Below are 26,507 nucleotides of genomic sequence, written 5' to 3'. Positions count from 1 at the left end.
GGCTTATAGAAGGACGACAAACCACGAACTGGAAACAAGCCCTGGCCCAACTCGCCACGGCCTACCCCGACCGAATCAACAAATACCTATAACACTCAGACACAAACAACTTGACAAGCCCCAACGGGGAAGTTTCTGAAGTACGGGTTGGTGATTTGGGCAGGGTTGAGGTTGATGATGACCGACTCATGGACCAACTGACCCTGGATTTGATCACCGGGGCTAAACCCTCAACAACACTACGAGCCCGCGTAATCCCGACTGGTAAACAAGCACCCATCAAAGTCACCTACACCAAACCAGAAGGTCCGAGTACGGATGCGTCTGGGTCGGGTGATGCGGATGGTTCGGTGTGGGCTGACAGGTGTGAAGCTAAGCAGGCTGAGGATGTGTATGAGCTTGAGTTGTGCGTGTCGATGCCTGAAAAAGAAGAATGGTTGAAATCCCAAGCCAGCATTAACCTCACAGTCCCGGTGCTGCACTTCCTCATGAACAACCCACCACCAGGCACGGAGGGAATACCTGAGGAACAGAGATCTAAGAGACAAAGATTCGGAAAAGACCCCGGGCCAGATGAACACAGACCTGGACCCGAACAACAAGATCCTGGAAGACACGAAACCGAAGATCGACAATCCGGAAGAATCCACGAGTCCAGAAAACAGAGAACCGAAGAACAAGTATTTGAGCACCAAGGGGGTAGCGCGCCACCGGGCGTTGGTGACCCGCCGGGTGATGGTTCGGGTAGTGAGTTTGATTTTGGGTTGCCGGTCAAGGTGGACCCGGGTGCGCATGCGCCGGTGATGATGAATGGTCGGGTGCAGTTAGACGCTAAGACCGCTGATGAGGTGATTGCTCAGGCGAAGTGGGTGTACCGGATGTTCACCGACCCCGAGACCGGTGTGGTCCTGGAGTCTACGCCGACGAAGTATTACATTCCCGCAGCTTTGAAACGCATGGTTGAAGCCAGGCACCCTGATTGCAGTGTCCCGTGGTGTGCGGTCCCTGCCAGGGTGTGTGAAAAAGACCATATTGAACCGTTCAACCATCAGGACCCCGAGTCGGGCGGGTTGACTGTGATGGAGAATTTGCACCCGTTGTGTAAGCGGCATCATCAATTGAAAACCCAGAAACGACTCCGCGTCGACAGGATGGATGACGGTTCCCTGGCGTGCGTGTTCCCCAGGGTTGGTGCCATGCTGGTCTACCCGCCAGAATCCAGGATCAACCAGTACCAGTACGAACGGTTAATCGAGTACTTCGATACCGGTGACCAAGACATCAGCCACACCATCAACAACTACCTAGCAACAGAACAAGCAAGCACTCATAGCCAGGTACCCAACCCAGAAACACCCGCCCAAACTGACAGGGGCACTGGTGGGCAAACTGCCGGGGTGTCTTTCGGGTATGACCCCGCGGTCGCTGACGAGTACGCAGTCGCAGGGCAGGTGTTCAACGGTGACACCCGCCCATGGGAACCCAGCGAAGAACCACCACCATTCTGACCGTCACCATTCTGACCACGGCCACTCTAGTCAGCGGCCTTGCAAGCAGAACGCAGTGACCGGGACCTTCGAAACCCGTCCAAAACGAACTACTCCCCACCGGCTGACAGCTGACTTTCAGCAGTCCAACCAATGGAGAGCAACTCAGAAGCCCCAACTAAAGGAGCCACTCATATATACGAGCTAATCAAAACCAAGGCAACTCACACGGAGACCGCCCAGGAGAAAACAAACTCAGTCTTTAACGTTCTTCAACCGGCACGTAGGAGCGCTGAGGCGAACCGGTGTACACCTGGCGCGGGCGACCGATCTTGGTCTCTGGGTCCTGGATCATTTCGTGCCACTGCGCAATCCAACCAGGCAGACGACCAGCAGCGAACAAAACCGTGAACATGTCGGTGCGGAAGCCCATTGCCTTGTAGATGAGGCCGGTGTAGAAGTCCACGTTCGGGTACAGGCTACGCGACACGAAATAGTCGTCCTTGAGCGCGATCTCTTCCAGCTTCATGGCCAGGTCCAGAAGCTCGTCGTTCCCGCCCAACTTCTCCAAAATGTCGTGCGCAACGCTCTTAATAATGGCCGCACGTGGGTCGTAGTTCTTGTACACGCGGTGACCAAAGCCCATCAGGCGCACACCCTGTTCCTTGTTCTTCACGCGTTCCATGTACTTTTCGGCACCGTCATCGGACTCGGCGATCTCCTGGAGCATCTCCAGAACCGCGGAGTTAGCACCACCGTGAAGAGGACCAGACAGCGCACTCACACCAGCGGAGACCGACTGGTAGATGTTAGCCTGCGACGATCCCACCAGACGCACCGTCGAAGTAGAGCAGTTCTGTTCGTGGTCGGCGTGCAAAATGAACAAAATGTCAAGCGCCTTAACCAACAGCGGGTCTGGCTCAAAGTCCTCTTGCGTTGGAAGTGCAAAGTGAACCCGTGCGAAGTTCTCCATGGGCGACAGGTTGTCCGACGGGTGAACCACAGGCACTCCCGAACGGCGACGTGATGCAAGAGCGGTGATCGTAGGCATCTTCGCCATCAGGCGGAGCATGGAAAGTTCAACCTGCTCCTCGTCAAAAACGTCCAGGCTACCCTGGTAAAAAGTCGACATGGCAGAAATCGCGCCAGACACCATAGACATGGGGTGCGCGTCATACGGGAACGCCCGGAAGAACTCACGCATGTTGTCATTGACAATCATGTGGCTTGAGTACTTAGCGGTGAACTCTTCCAACTGCTGAGCGGTAGGAAGCTCACCATAAATCAACAGATATGAAACCTCAATGAAGCTCGACTTCTCAGCAAGCTCCTCAATAGGGTATCCACGGTAGCGCAGAATTCCTTCGTCACCGTCGATAAACGTGATCTTAGAAGATGACGCTGCAGTGGATGTGAAGCCAGGATCGTATGTGACAGTTCCGGTTTCTTTGAGAAGCGAGCCAATCCGCAAACCTTCCGTGCCCTCTGTTGCACGTACACGGTCGAGTTCAAGCTCCTTCTCACCGACAAGAATTTTGCCGTCTGCCACCATTATGTCTCCTTAAAGGGTTCACATCATTGCATTCACAGGCTACCCCTTTTTGTGACCCTGCACTAAGTCGTACCGTATTTTGTTGGAGGTCAGACACGTACCTGACCAGAGCCTTTTCGCTCGCTTCAGTTACTCAGGCGCTCAGCCGCTGTACGAATCGTGTCATCCGATCCGGTCAGAGCAACACGCATGTACTGGGCACCGGCCTCACCGTAAATAATGCCCGGCCCAGCCAAAATACCCAGATCAGCAAGGTCTGAAAGCGTATCCCAACAGTCATCACCGCGCGTACACCACAGATAAAGACCAGCCTCGGAATGATCAATTGTCATTCCCCACGCCTCAAGCGCAGGCTTCAACAAGTCACGCCGAGCACGGTACGTCTCCTTCTGCGCCACAACGTGCCCAGAGTCGCTCAAAGCAGCAATCATCGCTGTCTGCACTGGCCCCGGAACAATCATTCCCGCATGTTTGCGCGTGTTCGTCAGGTCCGCAATCAAACTCTGATCCCCAGCGACAAACGCTGCCCGGTACCCCGCGAGGTTCGACTGCTTCGACAGCGAATACACACTGAGCAATCCCGTGTGGTCCTCCCCCGCAACGGCAGGGTCAAGGATCGACGGCGCTTCTGCTTCCCAATTCAGCAACGCGTAGCATTCGTCACTTGCAACAACCACGCCAGCTTTGCGCGTGGCTTCAACAACTTTACGGAGCTTCTGCGCATCGAGCACACGTCCCGTGGGGTTTGCTGGCGAGTTGAGCCACACCAGGCCAACACCCTCCAGCGAAGCACCCTCAGCGATGTCATGAGCATCAAGAACACGGAAGTCCACGCCCGCGATCGTGGCACCCATGCGGTATGTGGGGTACGCAAGTGCCGGCCCGGCCACACCTAGCCCCAGTTCTTTCAAGCCCAGCAGGGTAGGCAACCACGCCACCAACTCTTTTGATCCAACAGTTGGCAAAATCGCATCAGGCGCAACGCTCACACCGCGCGACCGGGAGTACCAACCAGCGATTGCTTCACGCAGCTGTGGCGTGCCGGCTGTTGTGGGATAACCGTGTGAGTCAGCTCCTGACGCAAGGGCATCCTGAACAACCTGCGGCGTGGGGTCAACGGGCGTTCCAATAGACAAGTCACACAGACCCCGTTCTTCTGCTTTCGCTTTAAGAGGCGCGAGTTTGTCCCACGGGTAGGCTTCGAGGTGGCGACCGTACTGGGCGAAGTTCATGCTACTGCTGGGGTGGAAGAGCCGCGATGATGGGGTGGTCGGTTCCGGTGTTACCTACACCGGCAGCTCCACCTGGCGATCCGATTTCGTCGAAGAACTCCACATTGGCCTTGTAGTATTCGGCCCACTGTTCAGGAACGTCGTCTTCGTAGTAAATGGCTTCAACCGGACATACGGGTTCGCACGCACCGCAGTCCACACATTCGTCAGGGTGAATGTAAAGTGAGCGAGCACCTTCATAAATACAGTCCACGGGGCACTCATCGACGCATGCCTTGTCCTTGAGGTCGACACACGGCTGCGCGATTATGTACGTCACGGATACCTCCTGGTTGTATGGATACTTAATAAGGTTACTCCTACGCACGTACTTTTCCACACTTGAAAGGGCCTCCATGTTTTCACCCGGCACACGTGTTGTTGTGAGATACACAGACAACGGCTCTTTGACCGACGCTCTGGGCGAGGTCCTCGAAACCACACCAACACACCTCCGCATCGCTACCAAGCGCGGGCCCGTCGACGTGCCAAAAGACGCAATCGAAACTGGACACGAGATCCCGCCTGCCCCCACTCGCCCAGGCAAACTCCACGAAATCGTGAGCGCAGAAGACCTCCGAAAGGTCGCCGCCGCTACGTGGTCGCCCCGGGAAATCGCGTGGCTCCATGCCGACAACCTCGCCTCCGAACTACGTGGCGAAGATCCCAAAGTCCTCTCCGGGTGGCTTTTGCGGTCAGCGCCTGCAACCTCGGCAGTGAACACCTCGACATCTAACACCTCGACGGCGGCCAACAGCGCCCTGCCCATCAGCGACCCCGGCATGCCAACCCAGGAGGCACTGTCCCTTGCCGTCACCTGGCTCAAAGAACGAGGCAGCACGCCGCACATCCTCATTCACACCCAGGCCCATTCCAGTGAGCTCAGCCCCGCAAGTCAGCAGGTTGCCCCACTTTTGCGTGGCGAAGGATTCGTCCCATCCGAACCGGTAACCACGTTTACCGCGCCCACCGCGGAACTCGCTCAACTGCGTGAACCGGATGGCGAAATCGTCGAATCCGACACTCCCGCTCCCCTGCACTACGCGGTGTGGGGCATCGAAGAATCTGCGCGCGAGGAGTACAGCCACCTGATTTCCAGCGCACCCCAGTACCGCATACTTTCGGCCATTGCGGCTGGCCCGGACGGTACACGGACCATGGTGGGTGCGGCGCGCGTTGCGTTCGCGATGAAGTGGGCCGTGCTTTCTCACCTGGTCGTTCACCCAGACTCCAGGCGCGCCGGGGTTGGTAGCGCGCTTGTCACGGCGGCTGCGCGGCTTGCCCAAGCCCGAGGTGTCCGGTCGCTCATGTACGAGGCTCCCGACCGCGAGCGCTCCGACTTTGCCCACGCATGTGGCATGAGCGAACATCACCGCGTGTGGATGGCGCAGCCGGCGAGCGAGTGAGGCAGCCCCGGGGTCAGTAACCTACCCCTGTCACGACTTCCCAGAACAGGTCTGACCCTGTTGCTCGGAATACTCCCGGTAGAACGTGTCGCGTGTGGCTGGCTGGTCCTTATTACGGTCCTTGATGACTCGGTACGTGAGTACCGACCCGCCGTCGAGCGACGGATAGGACACGCACCGACTGCCTGATTCTTTCGTGGGCGGAAGGCCCGCTGTCACGTTCCACCGGTCTGTAGTGTAGAGCTCCACGTCGAATTGTTTGGTGCCGTGGATTTTGACGTGCGTCTTGTTGTCATTCACAAATGACTCGATCACGATGGGTTTGTCAGTTGTGTTTGCGAAAACAAAGTTGGTTCGCGTGTTAACCATGACATCGCGTCCATCCGGGTACACAGACGGGCGCTGTGCTCCTCCATGCTGTTCGCGGATCTCGAGCCCTGCTTCTAGCGCAGCGTTAAACAGAGTTGTCGCAAGTTGTGAGTGAGGGCCACCTAGCGAGTCATCCTCTACGCCACCCAGAACCGTTGGTTCAGGGAAGGGTTCGTATCCCGGTTCCGCCCAATAGGGCCCCACCTTCGCGTTAAAGTCGAACGTTTCGCCCGGCTTAACAACCGTGCCTGATATCTTCTCTGCCACATGCTCAAGCCGTGCATTGCGTTCCTCGTTCTGCGTGCTGTCTGTTGCGAACTGCGAAATCACGTCTGGGAACTTCATCGCTTCAGCATCCTTGGTACTGAACTGAGCCTTCTGGTCGCCTACTCCAACGGAGGCTTTGTTGTCCGGCGACGAAATCGCTTCCCGCACCGCACGTGTGAGCTCGTCGGAGTCAACGCTCACGCCGTTGTGCACAGGTTTCACAGCGGGTTTTCCACCCGGAAACTCGAAGCGCGCATTCACGATGTGGTCGCCAATGCCAGGATTTTCGTCCATGACAGCGTTACGGAACTCTTCATCGCGGAAGCACAGCTCCAGTTTGTCGTTGAAGTAGCCGTACTGGTAAATAAGCTCAACAGGAATACGGAGCGTCTTCCCGCCACCGGCATCAAGCACAACGTCTTTGTCGCCCAATCCTTGATCAATCTCGTACGCACGCGCTGACGCTTCCGCATCGTTAACGTCTGCATTGATCATCTTGTTGGGTACTGTGAGAATGCTCGACCCTTCTGCGTGAGCTTCCCGGACAGCTTTTTTCACCTCGGCGGGATCCACTTCCATCCCATCTTCAGCATCAGATGAATGAACGCCGCGACGAGTGAAATACACCGTGGCATTCTTCTTCTCGCGACTTAACTCATGGGCTATGCGATCGGACCTTTGCCCTAATTTCTCGTCGTCAATGCGTTTAATCACAGCTACATTGCCTTCGTCGTATGTGGCCTTGATCCGCTTGACGATTGTCACCGGATTGAGCGTAAAGCCTGCGACTTGCTGAGCAGTGGCATGAGCATCGACAGTGATCCCCACATCCTCAGCTGAAACATACGTATAACCCGGGCCTGCGTCCGTAAACACCATAAACGAATCTTCTCTGGCGTTCTCTTTAATGGTTTGCACAACCTCGTCGTAGCTCATCCCGCCTACATCACGAGAAACAACGCGCGTGCCCTCCAGCCCGTGACGCGTCAAGAAAAACGCGATAACTACATACGCCACAACCAGGATGCAACACACAATGCCGATCCTGTACACACGCTTCTTGTCCATGAACGCTTCGCCACCTTGCCCCTGCAATGTCCCCGGCCCTGTGCCGGCCGGGCCGTGTTTGTCCTACATCACACACTACGGTGAGGACCGCCCCAGGGCGCCGTACTCACGTGCCAAGCTAGCAACATGGTCGCCCCACGAAATCGCGTGGCTGCACGCCGACAACCTCGCCTCCGAACTACGCGGCGAAGACCCCAAAGTGCTCTCAGGTTGGCTTTTGCGGTCAGCGCCTGCCACCTCGGCAATGAACATCTCGGCACTGAACACCTCGGCGACCGCCAACAGCGTCCTCCCCCTAGGCGACCCCGGCATGCCAGCCCAGGAGGCACTTTCCCTCTCCATCGACTGGCTCAAAGAACGAGGCAGCACGCCACACATCCTCATTCACACCCGGGCCCATTCCAGTGAGCTCAGCCCCGCAAGCCAGCAGGTTGCCCCACTTTTGCGTGGTGTGGGGTATCGAAGAATCAGCGCGCGAAGAATACAACCACCTGATTGCAAGCGCACTCCAATACCGCATCCTTTCGGCCATTTCGACTGGCCCCGACGGCCCACGGACCATGGTGGGCGCGGCACGCATCGCATTCGCGATGAAGTGGGCCGTTCTCTCCCACCTGGTCGTTCACCCAGACTCGCGCCGCACTGGGGTTGGTAGCGCACTTGTCACGACTTACCAGAACAGGTTTGCCCTTGTTGCTCTGCATACTCCCGATAGAACGTATCGCGCACGACTGGCTGATCTTTTGTGCGGTCCTTGATGACTCGATAAGTAAGCACGGACCCGCCGTCGAGCGACGGATAGGACACGCACCGACTGCCTGATTCTTCCTTGGGCGGAAGGCCCGCTTTCACATTCCACCGGTCCGTCGTGGATAGCTCCACGTCGAACTGTTTGGTGCCGTGGATTTTGACGTGTGTTTTACTGTCATCCACAAATGACTCGATCACGATGGGTTTGTCAGTCGTGTTTGCGAAAACAAAGTTGGTTCCTTCGCCGACTACGACATCACGACCGTCCGGGTACACGGACGGTAGCTGTGGCCCTCCTTGCTGTTCGCGGATCTCAAGCCCTGCTTCTAGTACAGCGTTAAACAGGGTTGTCGCAAGTTGTGAGTGAGTGCCACCGAGTTGGTCATCTTCGACTCCACCAAAAGCAGTTTGCTCATGGCGGACGCTATACTTCGGTTCAGCCCAATCAGGCCCCATCACCGCGTTGAAGTCGAACACCTCTCCCGGCTTAACAACCGTGCCTGAAATCTTCTCGGTGACGTACTCAAGCCGTGCAGTGCGCTCACCGTTCTGCGGGTTGTCTGTTGCAAACTGCGACACCACTTCTGGGAACCTCATCGCCTCAGCATCCTTAGTACTGAACTGAGCCTTCTGGTCGCCCACTCCAACGGAAGCTGTGTTGTCCGGCGACGAAATCGCTTCCCGCACCGCACGCGTAAGCTCGTCGGAGTCAACACTCACACCGTCTCGTGCAGGTTTCACAGCGGGTTTTCCATCCGGAAACTCGAAGCGCGCATTGACAACGTGATCACCAACGCCAGGATTTTCGTCCATCACTGCGTTGCGGAACTCTTCATCGCGGAAGCACAGCTCCAGTTTGTCGTTGAAGTAGCCGTACCGATAAACAAGCTCAACAGGAATACGGAGCGTTTTCCCACCACCGGCATCGAGAACGATGTCTTTTTTGCCCATGTCTACTTGAAGCTCGCGTACACGTTCAACGGATTCCTCTCCGTTAACGTCTGCACTGGTCACCTTGGTCGGCACACCGATTACTGACCACCCACTTTCCACCGATTCCACGATAGCTTTTTTGACCTCGGCGGGATCCACCTCGACCCCGTCTTCACCAAAAGATGAAAGAGGACCAATAGAAGAGAAATACACCGTGGCGTTCGTCTTCTCTTGGCTAAACTCATGAGCTAGGCGATCGGACATTTGCCCTAACTTGTCATCGTCGATGTGAATAATCGCAGATACACTGCCATCGTCACGTGTGGCCTTGATCCGCTTGACGATCGTCACCGGATTGAGCGTAAAGCCTGCGACTTGCCGAGCAGTGGCATGAGCATCAACAGTGACCCCCAAAACCTCAGCTGAGACACTCGTATCACCATAGTCTCCTTCCGCAAACACCATAAACGAATCTTCTCTGGCGTTCTCTTTAATGGTTTGCACAACCTCGTCGTGACTCATCCCGCCGACGTTATGAGAAACAACGCGCGTGCCCTGCAGCCCGTGACGCGTCAAGAAGAACGCGATAACTACATACGCCACAACCAGGATGCAACACACAATGCCGATCCTGTACACACGCTTTTTGTCCATGAACGCTTCGCCACCTTGCCCCCGTAATATGCCCTATAGCCTCCCCAGCAAAACTGGTGCTACCTCAAACACTACGGTGCGCACCGCCCAAGGGCACCGCACTCACGTGCCAAGCCGGCAACATGCGTTCTCGAAGTCACACACCCACGAACGCGTCAGCTTCTTAAGAACACATCACTCGGTGAACAGGGTTGTACACCGTGACAAAGTCATCCTTCTTGATGACCTTCCCGCTACCGTGTTCCTTGATGGTGCGGAAGATTTTAATCGACCAGCCCTGACGCGGCGACTGTGGTTTACACGTGCTACCGGAACCCTTGATAGTCGACGGCGACGTGTACGCGAACCGGCTCGAGGCGTCCGCTTCGACGTCAACCGTCTTGACACCCAGCACCCGCGCGTGGACCTTCCCGCCTTCCAGGTACATGTCCAACACCACCGGCTTGTCCGTGTTGTTGGTGAACTTCAAGTCGATCGACTGGTAGTCCAGCGTTGTTTCGCGCCCTTCCGGGTAGCGTGAAATGTAGCGTGAGTGAGCCTTGTGCTCGTCCAAGTCAAAGCCAGCGAAGAACGCGGCGTTAAACAGCGTGGTGGACACCTGCGAGACTCCCCCACCGAAGTCCTTCTTCATCTGCCCACCAGAGATCACACCGGCTTGTTTATATCCGGCCGAGGCGGTCCTGGGTCCCAGTGTCTTGTTGAGGCTGAACTGTTCCCCAGGCTGGAGTACCGTGCCCGAAACTGCCCGCGTTGACACCTTCAAGTTGGTGTCACGGGCCGGGCTCGAGGAGTACGGTGTCGCGAAGTCTGAGATGGTGTCGGACAGGTCGAGTTTCTCTGCGTCCTCGGTCGAAAAGTCCGCCGGTTCCGCCCCTAACGTAATGGCAGCACTGCGATCGTCAGCACCGATCGCGTCACGCACAGCCTTGGCGAGCTCATCCTTGTTCACTGACACACCGTCGCGGGACGGAACAACCTTGGGTTTGCCGTCCACAAACTCGAATGACGCGTCGCGTCCCGCTTCACCCACATCCGGGTTGTCGTTCATGACTGTGGTTCGGAACCGCTCGTCAAACGTGAGTTCACCCGATTCTTTAAACGACCCGTGTTTAGCGATCGCCTCGGGGGTCACCGTGAGCTCTTCGCCTTCTTCGACATCTCCTTCGACGTTCAAAGTGACATCGTCTTTCAGAGCAGGTTCGGCGACTTCACGCTTGACCTTTTCAGCGTCTTCGGTGGTGAAGTCGGGGTGGTTCACCTCGTCTTTGACTGTCACAGTGTCTTCCACGAGCCACTGTTCGCGGATGCCCTGCACCACTAGTTCAGGGTCGACCTTGGTCCCGTCTTTTGACGGAGTGAGCTTCACTGATTTCTTTTCAAAGGCCAGCGTTGCGCTTTCTGGTTCCTTTTCGAGGTTTTTAGCAACCGCCCCCGCCGAGGTCGTCAACCGTGAGTCATCGACCTTCAGCTCTGGGGGTTGGTCAGTGCGATTGTTAAACCGTTCGTAGAGTGTGACGGGATTGAGAGTGAAACCAGCGACCTTCTGCGCGCTGGCTTCATAGTCAACGCCTACTCCGCCGTCCTCGGGCGACACCTTGGTGTCCCCATTTCCGGATTCGACCTTGATTGCGATATCTTCGCCAGCCTTGTCCTTGAGCGCTTCTTCCAGCACGCCCGGGATCTCGTCAACCGATTTTCCTGCGACGTCAACACCGGCAACGCTGGTTCCGGCAAGTGCTGCCCGGGAGGTCAAGAAGGCGACAACGAGGTAGATGAGCGCGAGGCCACACACTCCGATGCCTACAAACTTAGCTACCCGTTTCATTCTTCTCCTTGCGCACAACCGGTGGTTGAGACTTTAACGACGGCAGTGTAAATGCCATAATCCCAGCAATCACCATAGGCGCAAAGAGCCACACTACGGACCGATAGAAATTCGTTATAAGAAGATCCTGTCCAGGTAAAAATCCACGCTGTCCCAGAATGAAGCTTCCAATGGAGATGACCAGACCGTGAACCACCACCAATAGGGTCGAACGGTGGGACACTGCGACGTGCCACGTGCTAGCGATCAGCATAGCCACAGCAAGAACAAGACCCCACGGGACAATGACCGCTTGACCGTTGAGGTTGAGTGCACTCGCGTTGAGGTGTTGCAGGGTGCCCAACACGCACACAAGCACAGCCACCAACACGGTGTGGAGCGTGTCGGCGACCCAGCGACCAACGGACTTGCGCCCGGAGTCTTCTGGCACTTCCTGCGACGCGCCTGCACTCGCACCTTCGTGCGCCCCACTAATCCCGCTGTGAGTGGCCGCCACCTCGGCAGACCCGGATTCCGAAGGTATCTCACGACGGTGCTCCTGCGCATACTCCAACAGGTCATGCACGACGGGCCCCGCGTAATCCGGGACGGTGAAATGTTCCGTATCCAGAATCTTCTGGCCCACGTCGTTGCTCAGCGCGAAAAACTCACCGGCAACCGTGATCTGGGTGGCGTGCGCGGCCATCGCCATCGCTTTGGCCCCCACGAATTCCGACACGTCCTGTTCCACCGCAACGGGGTATGCCGCCGCAACTGACGGCACCTTCGAAGCTGAACTGAACCCCGTGAGGTCAAACCCTGGAGCCTGCGGATCGAACGCGTCAGCGGAAACTTGGGCAGGCACCTCGGTATGTACGACAGGTGGCGCGCCAGCCCCCAAACGCCGCAACGCTTCATGCGTGGCTTCGTGGCAACGCACATGGTCCGGGTGGCCATAACCGCCGCCAGGCCCATACGTCACAACCAAGTCCGGGCCCACGGCGCGGATGGCCGCACCCACATAATCCGCGACCTCGGAAACGGTGGCACTGCACAACGCGTCCGGCGGCATGTGCGCAGGCGCAACCGCATGCCCGTCGGTTCCCCATTCCATTCCGGAGTCCTCAAACCGCCGAGGTGGCAGTCCCGTCCCAGCGACAGTCTGCTCCTCGCCTAAGAAGTACGAGTTGGACACTCCCAGCGCCGAGGTGGCTTCTGCGAGTTCGTGTTCCCTGTGCTCAGCCAACCCAGGGCGGTCGCCAAACAGGTGGGCGTGGGTTTCACCGATCACTTCCCCACCCTCACCCCGGGTAGCGGTCAGGAGCACTACGGAGGCACCTCGGACCACAAGTGAGGCCATGGTTCCACCCGTCATGATCGACTCGTCGTCGGGATGAGCGTGGATAAAGAGAACAGTGGTCATGAGTTTTGGCGACGCTTTTGGTTCGCGGCCTTCTGACGTTCCTTCTGATCGAGAATGACTTTACGGATACGCACAATCGACGGTGTCACTTCAACGCACTCGTCGTCGTTTGCAAACTCCAGGCTCTCCTCAAGCGTGAGCTTGCGAGGTGGCACCAAGTTTTCGAACGAGTCGGCCGTGGCTGAACGCATGTTGGTGAGTTTCTTTTCCTTGGTGATGTTGACGTCCATGTCGTCCGCGCGGGAGTTTTCACCCACAATCTGGCCCTCATAGACCTCGGAGGTGGGTTCTACGAAGAACGTTCCACGTTCCTGCAGGTTGATCATGGCGTACGGCGTCACCGCACCAGCGCGGTCAGCAACGAGTGACCCTGACGTACGGAATTCAATCTCACCAGTCCACGGAGCGTAGCCGTCGGAAATGGAGTTCGCGATTCCGGTTCCCCGTGTCTCGGTGAGGAAGCGGGTACGAAAGCCGATGAGACCTCGGGCAGGTACCCGGAACTCCATGCGGACCCAGCCAGTCCCCTGGTTGTTCATGGTCTCCATGGAGCCCTTACGTGCCGCCATCAGCTGCGTCACGGCACCCAGGTGTTCTTCTGGAACGTCGATGGTCATGTGTTCCATGGGCTCAGACAAAACGCCGTCGATCTCACGGGTCACCACTTGAGGCTTACCCACTGTGAGCTCGAAACCTTCACGGCGCATCTGCTCAACCAAGATCGCCAGAGCCAGTTCACCACGCCCCTGAACTTCCCATGCATCGGGACGGTCCGTGGGAAGAACGCGCAGGCTCACGTTACCTACCAGCTCCTGGTCAAGGCGATCCTTCACCTGACGTGCAGTCACCTTGGTGTTCTTTTCACGCCCAGCAAGTGGCGACGTGTTAATACCTATGGTCATGGAGATCGCCGGTTCATCCACCGTGATGGGTGGCATGGGGCGTGGGTCTTCCAGGTCGGTAATGGTGTCACCGATCATGATGTCGGGAATACCTGCGATAGCGATGATGTCACCTGCAGAAGCTTCAGTCGCGGGGAACCTTTCGAGACCCTGGGTTTCCAGAAGTTCTGAGATCTTGGCGGTTGTAACCGTTCCGTCGTTGTGTACCCAACCTACCTGAGCACCCTTCTTCAGCGTTCCACCGTAGATACGCAAGAGGGCCAGACGTCCCAGGAACGGTGAAGCGTCCAGGTTCGTCACGTGTGCTTGCAGAACACCGTCGTCGTTGTACGCAGGGGCGGGAATGTGTTCAAGGATGGTCTTGAACAGTGGCTCGAGGTTTTCACTGTCTGGCAGATCACCGTTGGCCGGCTGTTCGGTTGATGCTCGACCGGCTTTACCTGAGGCGAAAATCGTTGGGAAATCGAGAACAGCGTCGACGTCGAGGTCTGGCACTTCATCCGACAGGTCACTTGCGAGTCCCAAGAGCAGGTCTTGGGTCTCTTCGATGACTTCGTCGATTCGAGCGTCAGGGCGATCGGTCTTGTTGACCACCACGATGACAGGCAACTTGGCAGCCAGGGCTTTGCGGAGAACGAAGCGCGTCTGTGGCAACGGGCCCTCTGAAGCGTCAACGAGCAACACCACACCGTCCACCATGGACAGGCCACGTTCTACTTCACCGCCGAAGTCGGCGTGCCCAGGGGTGTCGACCACGTTAATGATGATGGGCTTGCCCTGTGCAGACGGCCCGTTGTACAACACCGAGGTGTTCTTGGCCAGAATCGTGATTCCTTTTTCCTTTTCCAGGTCACCGGAATCCATCACGCGGTCAGAGTAATCCCCGTGGTCACCAAAAACACCCGTCTGTGCGAGCATTTGGTTCACCAGAGTGGTCTTTCCATGGTCGACGTGCGCAACGATTGCAACGTTGCGGCGATCCTCACGGCGTGATGTATGGGTCATAAGGTCCCTAACTGATCGATGTTCAGGCGCACATTCGCACCCAACCGACCATTATACGATCCGCAAACCACCGTTCGCGACTGTCTCGAATTAGTAACAAATCATTGAAACTGCAAATTCAATGTGTACAGCGTCACAGTTTTCTGACGTAGACTGTCGATACTTCCGGACGGGAATCACGCTTTGTGGGGCCCCGTATGTATGGCATTTACGCAGTGCCTGCGGATTCTTCATGGCGAAAAGCCTGAGAGATAAGGAGACAAGATGAAAAAGCGCTTGACAACGCTGGGAGCAGCTCTCGGTGTATCAGCGCTACTGCTGTCCGCGTGTGGCGGTAGTGGTGGCAACGGAGACGGCGGCAAAGATGGCGGCGGCTCCCCCGTAGAGGTTTCTGGCACCAAGGCCAGCGACACGTATGAAGGCCAGGAGGGTGGCGAGATTACGTTCGCTGGATGTAACCCTCAGGACCTCCTGATTCCTGGGTTTACTCAGGAAACCTGCGGTGGTAACGTCCTCGATTCGATTCTGGTTGGTCTGACCGAAGTCGACCCATCGACAGGTAAGCCACGTTTGGCTAACGCTGAGTCAATCGAAGCTAACGACGAGAACACCATGTTCACCGTCAAGCTCAAGGACTGGAAGTTCGACGACGGTTCACCGGTCACAGCTAAGAGCTATGTCGACGCGTGGAACTGGGGAGCAAACGGTGCCAACGGTGCCAAGCAGCAGGCCTTCTTTGGTCCTGGCTTCCTCGATGTCAAGGGCTATGACAAAGTTGCTGAGTCCAAGGACAAGGGTGCAACCATGGAAGGTCTGAAGGTCGTCGACGACAAGACCTTCACGGTTGAAACTACCAGCGCGAACTCACTGTTCGAAACGATGGTTGTTCACAGCACCTACATGCCGCTTCCTGAAGCGTTCTTCAAGGACCACGAAGCATATGGTAAGAAGCCTATTGGTAACGGTCCATTCAAGCTGACTGAGTACAAGCAAGAACAGCAGATCGTTCTGGAAAAGAACACTGACTACCAGGGTGAAGCGAAGGCTCACGTCGACAAGCTCACCTTCAAGATGTACACCGAACCAGGTGCAGCGTACGCTGACGTTGTAGCTGGCAATGTGGACTACGTTGACGCGATCCCACCAGACGCTGTTGCTGGTAACAAGTGGCAGACCGACCTGGGTGAAGGTCGCTGGCAGCTTGGACCATCGACTTTGTGGAACGGCTACTCGTTCCCTCAGTACGACGAAAAGTTCAAGGATCCTAAGGTTCGCCAGGCAATCTCCATGGCAATCGACCGCCAGGCAGTGACCGACGCCGTGACCAACGGTGAAAACACGCCAGGTACCGCATGGTCGCCTCCGGGCATTGAACCATTCCAGGACGACGTCTGTGGCGACAAGTGCCACGTTGACGGCGAAGCAGCGAAGAAGCTCCTCGAAGAAGGTGGCGGATTCGAAGGAACCCTGACCATCGCGTTTAACAACGATGGCCCTGGAAACAAGGAAGTCACCGAGGCAGTTTGTACCTCGATTAACGAGAACCTCGGAATCGACTGCCAGCCACAGTCCTTCCCAACATTTGCTGAAATGCTCGACAAGATCGACGCTAAGGAAATGACCGGAATGTACCGTTCCGGATGGCAGGCAGACTTCCCATCGCCACTGAGCTACCTCACGGCGTACTACATCACTAACGCTGGTTCAAACAAGAGCGGTTACTCCAACCCTGAGTACGACAAGATGGCTTCAGATATCCTGAGCCAGGACGAGGCTGAACAGGAAGCGACCTTTAAGAAGATGCAGGAAACCCTTGCAGAGGACATGCCCGTAACACCACTGTGGTACGGCACGCTCCGCTTGGGCTGGTCTGACAAGGTCGTAGCTCCTAAGGTCACGTGGAAGTCGACTATCGACTTCACGACTGCAGGACTCAAGAAGTAGTAACCATTCACTATTCGTGATGGACACTCCGCACGGCGGGCAATAAGAAATTCTTATTGCCCGCCTGTGTGGGTGTTCAGCTCTCAGGAGTAACTCATGGGTGCATATGTCATCCGCCGAATTTTACAAATCATTCCAGTGGTCATCGGCACCACGTTTCTTATCTATCTCATGGTGTGGGGTCTGCAGTCAGACCCCTTTGTTGGGCGTTGCGGTGAACGCGCATGCCCCGAAGCCTATGTTCAAATGATGCGGGCCAAATACAACTTGGATGACCCGCTTCTTATCAGTTATGCAAAGTATTTTCTGAACCTCATCACCGGAGACTTCGGAACCACCTTCTCCGGAATTGATGTGACCGACCAGATTAAAAACCGCTTTCCCACTACTTTCCGCTTGACGATCATCGCAATCGTTTTCGAGGCACTCATCGGCATCGCGGCTGGTGTGTGGGCCGGATTGCGTCGCGGAAAGTTCATCGACAGCTTGGTCCTGGTTTCGACTCTTGTCGTTATTTCTATTCCGGTTTTCGTTATTGGTCGTGTTCTCCAGCTCTACCTGGGTATGCAGTGGCAGCTCTTCCCTGCGACCGCATCTCCTGAAGGTAAATGGAGCGAACTCATCCTTCCCGGCTTCGTTCTGGGCTCCGCGTCGATCGCATATGTCGCGCGCCTCGTTCGTAACTCCATTGCAGAAAATATGCGCGCCGACTATGTCCGGGCCGCCACAGCGAAGGGCCTGACTCAAACACGCGTTGTAGGTGTCCACGTTCTGCGCAACTCGATGTTGCCAGTCGTCACCTTCCTCGGAACCGACTTCGGTGCACTTCTAGGTGGCGCGATTGTCACAGAAGGTATTTTCAACGTTTCCGGTCTAGGTGGAATGGTCTTCGGTGCGCTTAACGGGCGCGAAGGCCAAACAGTGACCAGCGTTGTCGCTCTCTTCGTCCTTGTGTACCTCTTGGTCAACCTCGCCGTTGACATCTTGTACGCATGGCTCGACCCAAGGATCCGATATGAGTAATCCAGAAAGTTTGACAGTTGCCGAAACGGCACCCACACAAGACCCGGTAAAGCCCGACGGCGGCGATGCGCCACGCGCAACTTCGCTCACCGGCGACGCTTTCCGCTCGATGTTCAAGCGGCCCCTCTTTTGGATCACCGCAGGCGTTCTGTTGCTGTTTGTAGTGATGGCGATCGTGCCGGAGCTCTTCACGTCGAAGAACCCCAACGACTGCTCGCTTCTACGTACAAAACAGCTCCCCAGTTCGGAAGCGATCTTCGGCTACGACGTCCGTGGATGCGACGTGTATGCACGCACGATCCACGGCGCCCGCGCGTCGATCCTAGTGGGAACCCTGACTTCTATTGGAGTCCTTTCGATCGGTGTGACATTGGGTGCGATCGCTGGTTTCTACCGCAAGTTCGCCGATACGTTGATTTCTCGCTTGGGTGAGATCTTCGCTGGTATCCCAGTACTTCTTGCGGGTCTTTTGGTTTTGGTGTCCTTCCCAACGACACCTCAGACGCCGTACTTCCTGACGATCCTTAAGGTTGTCGTTGCACTGGCGCTCTTCGGTTGGCCAGGACTTATGCGCATGATGCGCTCCACGGTTCTGCAGGTAGCCCAGATGGACTACGTGCAGTCGGCTCGCGCTCTTGGCGCGTCAGGATGGCGCATGATGCTCAAGCACGTGATTCCAAACGCCATTGGACCGGTCATCGTGATCGCAACCATCAACCTGGGTGTGTACATCGCGGCCGAAGCTACCCTGTCGTTCCTGGGTATCGGTTTGCAAGGAAAGGTCGTGTCATGGGGAATCATGATTTCGGACTCGCAGTCATACATGCGTGTTGCTCCGCACATGATGTTGTTCCCTGCAGCCGCGCTGAGCCTGTGTGTATTCTCGTTCATTGTGCTCGGTGACATTGTGCGCGACGCTTTCGATCCAAAGTCGAGGTAAAGAATGGACAACAACGACTCTGCAAAGCAGCCACTCCTGGACGTGCGGAACCTCACGGTTGAGTTCCGCACGCAACAGGGTGTCGTGAAAGCCGTCAACGGAGTGAACTACTCAGTTAACGAAGGAGAGACGCTCGCCGTTCTGGGTGAGTCTGGGTCGGGCAAATCCGTCACGGCCCAGGCGATTATGGGAATTCTGGACACCCCACCCGGTTTTGTGACCGGAGGTGAAGTTCTGTTCCGCGGGCGTGACGTTTTGAAAATGTCGAAAGACGACCGTCGAAAGGTCCGCGGACAGAATATCGCGATGGTGTTCCAGGACGCGTTGTCCTCGCTCAACCCGCTGTTCCCGGTTGGGTGGCAGATTTCCGAGGTGTTGCGCAAGCGCAAGGGAATGAACCGTAAGGACGCCCGCGAACGCGCGATCGAACTGATGAAGCGTGTGCGTATTCCTGCCGCTGCTGACCGTGTGGGTGACTATCCACACCAGTTTTCCGGTGGTATGCGTCAGCGCATCATGATCGCGATGTCGATTGCGCTCGACCCCGATGTCCTCATCGCTGACGAACCCACCACCGCACTCGACGTGACGGTTCAAGCGCAGATCATGGATCTGCTTAAAGAACTGCAAGAAGAGCGCGGTATGGGTCTGGTGCTCATTACGCACGACCTGGGTGTCGTCGCCGACGTTGCCGACAAGATCGCTGTGATGTACGCCGGACGTATTGTCGAATCCGCTGATGTTCACGATATCTACCGTCAGCCGGCCCATCCGTACACGGAAGGGCTTTTGGCGTCGATCCCGCGTGTAGACATGAAGGGGCAGGAACTTGCCGCTATTAAGGGCTTGCCTCCGAACCTTCTTAATCTCCCTTCTGGGTGCGAGTTCGCACCTCGGTGCCCGTATGCCATGGACCAGTGCCGGGCAGAACGTCCGTCTAAGGAAGAGATAGCCCCGGGTCGATTCGTCACGTGTCACCGAGCTGAGGAGGTTTTCAATGGCACAGCAAAATGAGCCAATTCTGCAGGTCCGCGACCTCACCAAGCACTACCCCCTCACCAAGGGTGCCGTCATTAAGCGTAAGTACGGCGCGGTGAAAGCCGTCGACGGTGTTTCGTTCGACCTCTACCCCGGTGAAACCCTGGGTGTTGTGGGTGAGTCCGGGTGTGGAAAGTCCACCATGGCACGCCTCCTCATGGGGCTAGAAAAGCCCACTTCCGGTGAGGTTCTGTACCGCGGTGAACCAGTGTTTGGGCGTTCAGGAGCCAGCCTTAAACGGATGCGCCGAAACGTTCAGATTGTGTTCCAGGACCCGTACACGTCGCTGAACCCGCGTATGACAGTTGGTGACATTGTGGGTGAGCCACTCGAGATTCACCCGGATGTTGTTCCCAAGAACAAACGTGCTGATCGCGTGCGCGAACTGCTCGAACTGGTGGGTCTGAGCCCGGATCTCATCAACCGCTACCCGCACCAGTTCTCTGGTGGTCAGCGTCAGCGTATTGGGATCGCCCGTGGTTTGGCACTCAACCCGGAGATCATTATTTGTGACGAACCAGTTTCGGCGCTCGACGTGTCGATTCAGGCGCAGGTGATGAACCTGCTGGGTAAGCTCCAAAAGGAGCTGGGTCTGGCGTATATCTTCATCGCGCACGACCTGTCTGTTGTCCGCCACATTTCTGACCGCGTGGGCGTGATGTACCTGGGTCGTTTCGCTGAAATCGGCAACGAAACGGACATTTACGAAAATGCCGGCCACCCCTACACGCAGGCTCTGCTGTCTGCTGTTCCGGTACCAGACCCGGATGCACGCGACACCAAGAAGCAGATCGTTCTGCAAGGTGACCCGCCTTCACCGGCGAACCCACCAAGCGGATGCCGCTTCAGGACGCGGTGCTGGAAGGCGCAGGAAATCTGTGCCACCGAGGTCCCCGAACTGAAGGTCCGCGAAGGCTCGGGTGTCGAACACGACACTGCATGCCACTTCGCAAACACCGACCCTGGCGTGGAGTAACGCCCACCCAAAGACACGTATGGCCCGGATCATTTCCGGGCCATACGTGTTGTGTTGTAGAGGACATATTTCGTTACAGAGCAGTCATCCCCCACACGAACCATGCGAGCGAAACGCCTATCAACACAAGCGGAAGCACATCCACTTTTTGCTGAGGTGGCGGAGTTTCCTCCTTGCTCTGCTTCACATTGGTTAAGTGCGATGTGACCATCTCGATTTCGGGAAGTGCTGGCGTTGCACCCGATGCGCGCTCAGACCTGGCCTTCTTTGAGCCCATGTCGGTGAGCGCCCACGCGTTGATCTTCTTTCCTGAACAGCGCAGTTGCAGTCCGTATGTGGTGTCAATCGACGTGACCGAGGTCGACTCCACCTGCGTGCTCCGCACTGGGTTGGTGACGCGCACCCCGGTGTCGGTCAACGTCACGTTAGGGCGACCGTAGAAAATCCACGCGCCACACGCAAACAGGACGGGCAGACCGCACAGGGCAACACCTCGGACGGAAAATTCTTGCCACAGAATTGAGCCAACCGCGACGACCACCACCGCAGTGGTGATGAGCCACGTCCAGCGCATGCTTCCCAGCTGGAGCCGGGTCACCATCCGCGCTGGCGCCACTCGTCCAGGTGCGGACGCTCTGCACCAAGTTCAGTGCGTGCTCCGTGCCCGGGGAGGACAACCGTGTCGTCGGCGAACGGTTCGAAAATACGGGTTTCGAGGTCGTTCATCAGTTGCGTGAAGTCTTCTGGATTGGTGGTTTTTCCCGGCCCGCCTGGGAAGAGCGAGTCACCGCTGAAGATGAAGCGCTGTTCGCCTGGATAGTCACGCAAGACATACGCGATCGAACCTGGGGTGTGTCCCTTAAGGTGGACGGCGCGCAGGCGGAATCCGTCGAACTCGAGCATGTCGTCGTTGGCAAGCTGTTCGTCGATTTCGATCCCGGTCTGGTTTTCGATTTCAGACACGTCGTACAGTCCAGCGAGAGTACGCGCTTCGAACGTGCGCGCAATGTCAGCGAGGGACTGGATGTGGTCTGGGTGGCTGTGGGTTGTGAGGATGGCTTCGATCTTTCCGTTACCGTGTTCCTTCACAAGCTTTTCGATCTGAGCAGTGTCGTTGGCTGCGTCGATGAGCACCTGCTTGTCGGTGTTCTTCGAGGTGATGAGGTAGACGTTGTTTTCCATGTCCGACACGGAAATCCAGCGAATTGTGACGTCGTTGAGTTCGAGCGTTTCCATACGTCCTCCTTTGTAAAACGTTCACTCTCAACCCTAGTCTTGAACCAGGGAGTGATTCAGCCTGGCGTGGGTAATTCTTGTAATTTCTGGGATGTTTGAAGTGGTGTGGGCATTTGCCCTAGCTGCCCGTTCCATGAAGTTGTGGCTCCGAGCCGTGATTTTTGTATTCGGAGGCGTTGTGTCTATGGGTGGCCTTGCGCTGGCTTTACGCACAATCCCCGTAGGTGTGGGGTACGCGGTGTGGATTGGCGCGGGTGCCGTCACGACTGTTGTTGTGTCCTTTATGCGAGGTCATGAAAAGCCCACTGCGCTTCGTTTGGCGTGCGTGTTTCTTGTAGTTGCCGGTGTTGTGGGACTGCAGGTGATGGTATGAATTGGCTCATTCTCATTGTCAGTGGCGCGCTTGAAGCGGTGTGGGCACACGCTCTGGCCGGTGATCTTCCCTATGCCCCGGTGTGGTTCGTGACTGGTCTGTGCTGGTCGCTAGCCGGTTTAAGCTACGCCATGCGCACGATTCCCATGGGGACATCGTATGCCGTGTGGTCGGGTGTTGGAGCGGCAACAACCGCGGTGTGGGCGGCGTTCCGGGGTGAGCCGTTTGGCCCCGGAACAATCGTGTGCCTGGTAGCGATCATTGCCGGTGTTGTGGGACTGCAGTTGGCCTCGCGACCGTCAAAGACCGCGCCCAAACCTTCTCAAGAGCCCATGAACGACGCTAAGTGATCGGCGACGAGTTCTGGGTGTTCGACCATGACGATGTGCGCGGCGTCTGGGATGACTGCAAACGCGCCCTGTGAGGTTTGGCGTGACAGTTCGCGCATGGAGTCCGGGTCGTTGCCGTAGTCTTGTGCCCCGGCCATGTACAGGATGGGAATGTCAATGTTGCTCACGCGGTCTGTGATGTCGTAGGTGGCTAGGGCCGCGCAACAGGCGATGTAGGCCTGGTCCGAGGTCGTTGCCATGTCTTCGAGGACCATGTGACCGGCCGCGATGTCATCGTCGAGGAAACCGGCTGCGAACCACCGGTCCGCAGTGTCCGGAAGAAGGGAGCGGGTGCCGTCTTCGCGGACTGTTGCGATGCGGTCGTGCCAGGAGTCAGGTTCACCGAATTTGGGGGCGGTGCAGACCGCCGCGACTCGTTCGACGCGGTCAGCGTGGTCCAGCGCCAAAATCTGGGCTACTCCCCCAGAGATTGAGCATCCGGCGTAAAAAAACTTCTGGGCACCGAGTGAGTCGGCAACAGCAACAGTGCGTTGCGCGATCTGGTCGACGGTCAGGTTGGCAGCTTCGCCGTCTTGGGGAGCGTTTGCGGCATCGAGACCGTGCCCGGGAAGTTCGGTGATGACCACGCGGAAGTGTTCGACGAGGCGATATCCCACCGAAGCCCACACTGTGGAGGCCGTGCCAAGAGGTGTACCAAGAATAAGAAGTGGAAGATCGGAATCGGTTGCGTTCAGAATTCGATAAGCAAGCGGTTTCACGTATGCTCCTTTCTTGTTACTCCAATCCTATGTGTGGATCTGTGCTATTGCAGTACTCCACCGCTTTCTTTCAAGTAGCACGCAGGGCACAGTGATTCGTATGTCACGCTCATACCATCGATAGCCACCTGGTCGCCGTCGAACACGTAGTTGCCGTCGACTTTACGTCCGTTGAACATGGCTTTGCGCCCGCACCGGCAAATAGTCTTGAGCTCTTCGAGGCTGTGCGCAATTTCTAGTAGCCGTGCTGAACCGGGGAAGGCGTGTGTGCGAAAGTCCGTGCGAATGCCGTAGCACATCACCGGGACGTCGCGGTACACGGCGATCCGCATGAGTCCGTCGACTTGTTCGTGGGTGAGGAACTGGGCTTCGTCGATGAGGAGGCAGGCTACGGGATCCGTGGAAAACTCCAAGCTCTCGATTAGTGCGGAGTGGTCGACGTATCCCGCGACGTCGTCAAAGACATCTTCAACCGTGTCGGTATTTTCGATGAGGAAGTCGACAGTTCGAGTGACGCCCAAACGCGACACGATCTGTGTGTTGCCTTTTGTGTCAATCGCCGGCTTTGCCAAAAGAACCCGTTGCCCGCGCTCTTCATAGTTGTAGGCAGCTTGCAAAAGCGCGGTCGACTTCCCCGAGTTCATTGCGCCGTACCGGAAATACAGTTTTGCCACGTCCGACCTTCCTTCCCCGGTTCATGCTACAGCGTGCCGAATGGATAGACTGAGCAATGAAAACTACCGTCAACAGGGAAGCACACATGGCTCAGATCATTTACACCCGTACGGATGAAGCTCCGCTTCTTGCAACCTATTCGCTTAAGCCCATCGTCGAAGCTTTTGCGCGCAAAGCCGGAATCGACGTCACCACTCGTGACATTTCGCTTGCCAGCCGTATCTTGTCTCAGTTCCCTGACTACTTGAAAGAAGACCAGCGTCACAGCGATGCGCTGGCTGAACTGGGTGACCTCGCGAAGAAGCCAGAAGCTAACATCATTAAACTTCCAAACATCTCGGCTTCGGTTCCTCAGCTCAAGGCCACCATCAAGGAGCTTCAGAACCAAGGATTTGCTCTTCCTAACTACCCTGAAGAACCATCGACTGACGAAGAACGCGACATTCGCGCCCGTTACGACCGGGTGAAGGGTTCAGCAGTTAACCCTGTTCTGCGTGAAGGTAACTCCGACCGCCGTGCGCCCAAGGCAGTGAAGCAGTACGCACAGGCCCACCCACACTCCATGGGTGAGTGGACCGCGGACTCCAAGACGCAGGTCGCAACCATGGGCGAGAACGACTTCCGTTCCAACGAACAGTCCGTCATCATGCCTGCCGACGACACGCTGACGATCCGTCACGTGGGAGCCCAGGGCACCTCGGTCTTGAAGGACGACCTCAAGGTCCTCAAGGACGAAATCATCGACTCCACTTTCATGGATGTTGCGCGCCTGGACGCCTTCTTGAAGGACCAGATCGCCAAGGCTAAAGAAACGGGTGTGCTGTTCTCGGTTCACCTCAAGGCCACCATGATGAAGGTGTCGGACCCAGTTCTGTTCGGCCACGTCATCACAGCCTTCTTCCCTCAGACATTCGCTGACTACGGCGACGTGCTGGCGCAGGCAGGTCTGAGCCCAGCGGACGGTTTGGGCGCTATCCTGACCGGTCTTGACGAACTCGACGGTGACGACGCTGAACAGATCAAGAAATCGATCTCTCGCGAACTCGAAGAGGGTCCAGCCCTGGCAATGGTGAACTCCGACAAGGGAATCACCAACCTCCACGTGCCGTCAGACGTGATCGTGGATGCATCGATGCCAGCCATGATTCGTATCGGTGGAAAGATGTGGGGACCAGACGGGAACGAAGCCGACACGCTGGCTGTTATCCCTGACTCGTCCTACGCCGGCGTCTACCAGACCGTGATTGACGACTGCAAGGCACACGGAGCATACGACCCAGCGACCATGGGTTCAGTGCCAAACGTGGGTCTCATGGCGCAGAAGGCTGAAGAGTACGGAAGCCACGACAAGACCTTCGAAATCAAGGAAGAAGGAACCGTCGAGGTTGTTAACTCAGCTGGCGAAGTTCTCATGAGCCACAAGGTGTCCGCTGGTGACATCTGGCGTGCATGCCAGACCAAGGATGTTCCGGTTCGCGACTGGGTCAAGCTCGCTGTTACCCGCGCTCGTTTGTCCGAAACTCCTGCAGTGTTCTGGCTGGATGAAACTCGTGCCCACGACCGTAACCTCACCGAGAAGGTCAACGAGTACCTCAAGGAACACGACACCGACGGTCTGGACATTCGCATCATGAACCCGGTTGAAGCGACCCAGTTCTCGCTCGATCGGATTCGCGAAGGCAAGGACACCATTTCGGTGACCGGTAACGTTCTACGTGACTACAACACCGACTTGTTCCCAATTCTGGAGCTTGGAACGTCAGCCAAGATGCTCTCGGTTGTTCCACTGATCGCCGGTGGTGGGCTGTTCGAAACCGGTGCTGGTGGTTCGGCACCTAAACACGTGCAGCAGCTGGTGGAAGAAAACCACTTGCGTTGGGACTCGTTGGGTGAGTTCTTCGCGATTGCTGAATCGCTACGCCACTTCAAGCTCAGCGACGACAACGAGCGTGCTGGCGTGTTGGCTTCCACCTTGGATGACGCAACTGCGACGTTCCTGGAAGAGAACCGTTCACCGTCGCGCAAGGTGGGCGAGATCGACAACCGCGGCAGCCACTTCTACCTCACCCTGTACTGGGCTGAGGAACTGGCTAAGCAGACGGATGACGCTGAGCTCGCACAGGCGTTTGAACCTATTGCACGTGAACTGCGTGAGCAAGAAGAGACGATTACCAAGGACCTCATTGAGGTGCAGGGTGAAGGCGTTGACTTGGGTGGTTACTACAACCCCGAAGACGCCAAAGTCACCCAGGTCATGCGTCCTTCCACCACGTTTAACGACATCATCGCCAAGCTTGGATAGG

The 26,507-nt window shown here is 56.7% G+C and carries 22 protein-coding genes; 10 read left to right on the top strand and 12 right to left on the bottom strand.

What is annotated here, in order from left to right:
- Positions 1–110: 110 nt before the first annotated feature.
- Positions 111–1,508, top strand: a complete 1,398-nt coding sequence (locus tag MHX53_RS06070; RefSeq protein ID WP_239271596.1) for an HNH endonuclease signature motif containing protein — start codon at positions 111–113, stop codon at positions 1,506–1,508.
- 241 nt (positions 1,509–1,749) lie between these two features.
- Here the strand turns inward: MHX53_RS06070 and MHX53_RS06065 are convergent, their stop codons facing one another.
- From MHX53_RS06065 to fdxA, 3 genes are all read right to left on the bottom strand, one after another.
- Complete coding sequence (locus MHX53_RS06065) at positions 1,750–3,039, bottom strand: citrate synthase (RefSeq protein ID WP_102237707.1); 1,290 nt, start codon at positions 3,037–3,039, stop codon at positions 1,750–1,752.
- Positions 3,040–3,164: 125 nt separating this feature from the next.
- On the bottom strand, positions 3,165–4,271 hold the full coding sequence (gene dapC, locus MHX53_RS06060) for a succinyldiaminopimelate transaminase (protein WP_239271595.1): 1,107 nt from the start codon (positions 4,269–4,271) through the stop codon (positions 3,165–3,167).
- Between the two features lies 1 nt (position 4,272).
- Positions 4,273–4,590 (bottom strand): ferredoxin, encoded by a 318-nt coding sequence (gene fdxA, locus MHX53_RS06055; protein ID WP_102237705.1) that lies wholly within the window; start codon positions 4,588–4,590, stop codon positions 4,273–4,275.
- Between the two features lie 103 nt (positions 4,591–4,693).
- On the opposite strand from fdxA, the gene MHX53_RS11775 reads away from it, so the two are divergent.
- The gene (locus tag MHX53_RS11775; RefSeq protein ID WP_239271594.1) at positions 4,694–5,716 is read left to right on the top strand and encodes a GNAT family N-acetyltransferase; all 1,023 of its coding nucleotides are present in this window, start codon (positions 4,694–4,696) and stop codon (positions 5,714–5,716) included.
- Positions 5,717–5,746: 30 nt separating this feature from the next.
- On the opposite strand, the gene MHX53_RS06045 is transcribed toward MHX53_RS11775, so the two are convergent.
- From MHX53_RS06045 to typA, 5 genes are all read right to left on the bottom strand, one after another.
- Positions 5,747–7,420: a VanW family protein gene (locus tag MHX53_RS06045; RefSeq protein WP_239271593.1), complete on the bottom strand. Its 1,674-nt coding sequence runs from the start codon at positions 7,418–7,420 to the stop codon at positions 5,747–5,749.
- 663 nt (positions 7,421–8,083) lie between these two features.
- Positions 8,084–9,757, bottom strand: a complete 1,674-nt coding sequence (locus MHX53_RS06040) for a VanW family protein (RefSeq protein WP_239271592.1) — start codon at positions 9,755–9,757, stop codon at positions 8,084–8,086.
- A 163-nt stretch (positions 9,758–9,920) separates the two neighbouring features.
- Positions 9,921–11,582, bottom strand: a complete 1,662-nt coding sequence (locus tag MHX53_RS06035) for a VanW family protein (protein ID WP_239271591.1) — start codon at positions 11,580–11,582, stop codon at positions 9,921–9,923.
- Positions 11,566–12,984, bottom strand: coding sequence for a PIG-L family deacetylase (locus tag MHX53_RS06030; protein WP_239271590.1), 1,419 nt, complete (start codon positions 12,982–12,984; stop codon positions 11,566–11,568). The genes MHX53_RS06035 and MHX53_RS06030 overlap by 17 nt, the downstream gene beginning before the upstream one ends.
- Positions 12,981–14,891: a translational GTPase TypA gene (gene typA / locus MHX53_RS06025; protein WP_239271589.1), complete on the bottom strand. Its 1,911-nt coding sequence runs from the start codon at positions 14,889–14,891 to the stop codon at positions 12,981–12,983. Before typA ends, MHX53_RS06030 begins: the two co-directional genes overlap by 4 nt.
- Before the next feature lie 264 nt (positions 14,892–15,155).
- Here typA and MHX53_RS06020 point away from each other — a divergent pair, with 264 nt between their 5' ends.
- The 5 genes from MHX53_RS06020 to MHX53_RS06000 all read left to right on the top strand — a co-directional run bounded on the left by MHX53_RS06020 (position 15,156) and on the right by MHX53_RS06000 (position 20,812).
- On the top strand, positions 15,156–16,835 hold the full coding sequence (locus MHX53_RS06020) for an ABC transporter substrate-binding protein (RefSeq protein ID WP_102237699.1): 1,680 nt from the start codon (positions 15,156–15,158) through the stop codon (positions 16,833–16,835).
- Between the two features lie 96 nt (positions 16,836–16,931).
- Positions 16,932–17,858: an ABC transporter permease gene (locus MHX53_RS06015; protein ID WP_102237698.1), complete on the top strand. Its 927-nt coding sequence runs from the start codon at positions 16,932–16,934 to the stop codon at positions 17,856–17,858.
- A complete protein-coding gene (locus MHX53_RS06010; protein WP_239271588.1) occupies positions 17,851–18,798 on the top strand; it encodes an ABC transporter permease in 948 nt (315 codons plus the stop codon). The genes MHX53_RS06015 and MHX53_RS06010 overlap by 8 nt, the downstream gene beginning before the upstream one ends.
- A 3-nt stretch (positions 18,799–18,801) precedes the next feature.
- A complete protein-coding gene (locus MHX53_RS06005) occupies positions 18,802–19,812 on the top strand; it encodes an ABC transporter ATP-binding protein (RefSeq protein ID WP_239271587.1) in 1,011 nt (336 codons plus the stop codon).
- Positions 19,796–20,812 carry a dipeptide ABC transporter ATP-binding protein gene (locus MHX53_RS06000; RefSeq protein WP_102237695.1) on the top strand — a complete coding sequence of 339 codons (1,017 nt, stop codon included), beginning with the start codon at positions 19,796–19,798 and terminating at the stop codon, positions 20,810–20,812. Before MHX53_RS06005 ends, MHX53_RS06000 begins: the two co-directional genes overlap by 17 nt.
- Before the next feature lie 73 nt (positions 20,813–20,885).
- Here the strand turns inward: MHX53_RS06000 and MHX53_RS05995 are convergent, their stop codons facing one another.
- Together MHX53_RS05995 and MHX53_RS05990 are read right to left on the bottom strand one after the other, a co-directional pair.
- Positions 20,886–21,386: a hypothetical protein gene (locus MHX53_RS05995; RefSeq protein WP_239271586.1), complete on the bottom strand. Its 501-nt coding sequence runs from the start codon at positions 21,384–21,386 to the stop codon at positions 20,886–20,888.
- Positions 21,387–21,406: 20 nt separating this feature from the next.
- Positions 21,407–22,048, bottom strand: coding sequence for an MBL fold metallo-hydrolase (locus tag MHX53_RS05990; protein ID WP_239271585.1), 642 nt, complete (start codon positions 22,046–22,048; stop codon positions 21,407–21,409).
- Positions 22,049–22,109: 61 nt separating this feature from the next.
- On the opposite strand from MHX53_RS05990, the gene MHX53_RS05985 reads away from it, so the two are divergent.
- Positions 22,110–22,421: an SMR family transporter gene (locus MHX53_RS05985; RefSeq protein ID WP_275433607.1), complete on the top strand. Its 312-nt coding sequence runs from the start codon at positions 22,110–22,112 to the stop codon at positions 22,419–22,421.
- Positions 22,418–22,771, top strand: a complete 354-nt coding sequence (locus tag MHX53_RS05980; RefSeq protein ID WP_239271583.1) for an SMR family transporter — start codon at positions 22,418–22,420, stop codon at positions 22,769–22,771. The genes MHX53_RS05985 and MHX53_RS05980 overlap by 4 nt, the downstream gene beginning before the upstream one ends.
- On the opposite strand, the gene MHX53_RS05975 is transcribed toward MHX53_RS05980, so the two are convergent.
- Both MHX53_RS05975 and MHX53_RS05970 read right to left on the bottom strand, forming a co-directional pair.
- Entirely contained in the window at positions 22,744–23,529 is a 786-nt protein-coding gene (locus tag MHX53_RS05975; RefSeq protein ID WP_239271582.1) for an alpha/beta fold hydrolase, read from the bottom strand. The two genes, MHX53_RS05980 and MHX53_RS05975, sit on opposite strands and share 28 nt — an antisense overlap.
- A gap of 44 nt (positions 23,530–23,573) precedes the next feature.
- The gene (locus MHX53_RS05970) at positions 23,574–24,203 is read right to left on the bottom strand and encodes a thymidine kinase (protein WP_102237689.1); all 630 of its coding nucleotides are present in this window, start codon (positions 24,201–24,203) and stop codon (positions 23,574–23,576) included.
- Positions 24,204–24,289: 86 nt separating this feature from the next.
- Here MHX53_RS05970 and MHX53_RS05965 point away from each other — a divergent pair, with 86 nt between their 5' ends.
- Positions 24,290–26,506: an NADP-dependent isocitrate dehydrogenase gene (locus MHX53_RS05965; RefSeq protein WP_239271581.1), complete on the top strand. Its 2,217-nt coding sequence runs from the start codon at positions 24,290–24,292 to the stop codon at positions 26,504–26,506.
- Position 26,507 lies beyond the last annotated feature (1 nt).

The organism is Brevibacterium sp. ACRRH, from assembly GCF_022346365.1.
Lineage (GTDB): Bacteria > Actinomycetota > Actinomycetes > Actinomycetales > Brevibacteriaceae > Brevibacterium > Brevibacterium paucivorans.
Note: the sequence above shows the minus strand (reverse complement) of the source record. Positions and strands in the feature narration are given on the sequence as shown.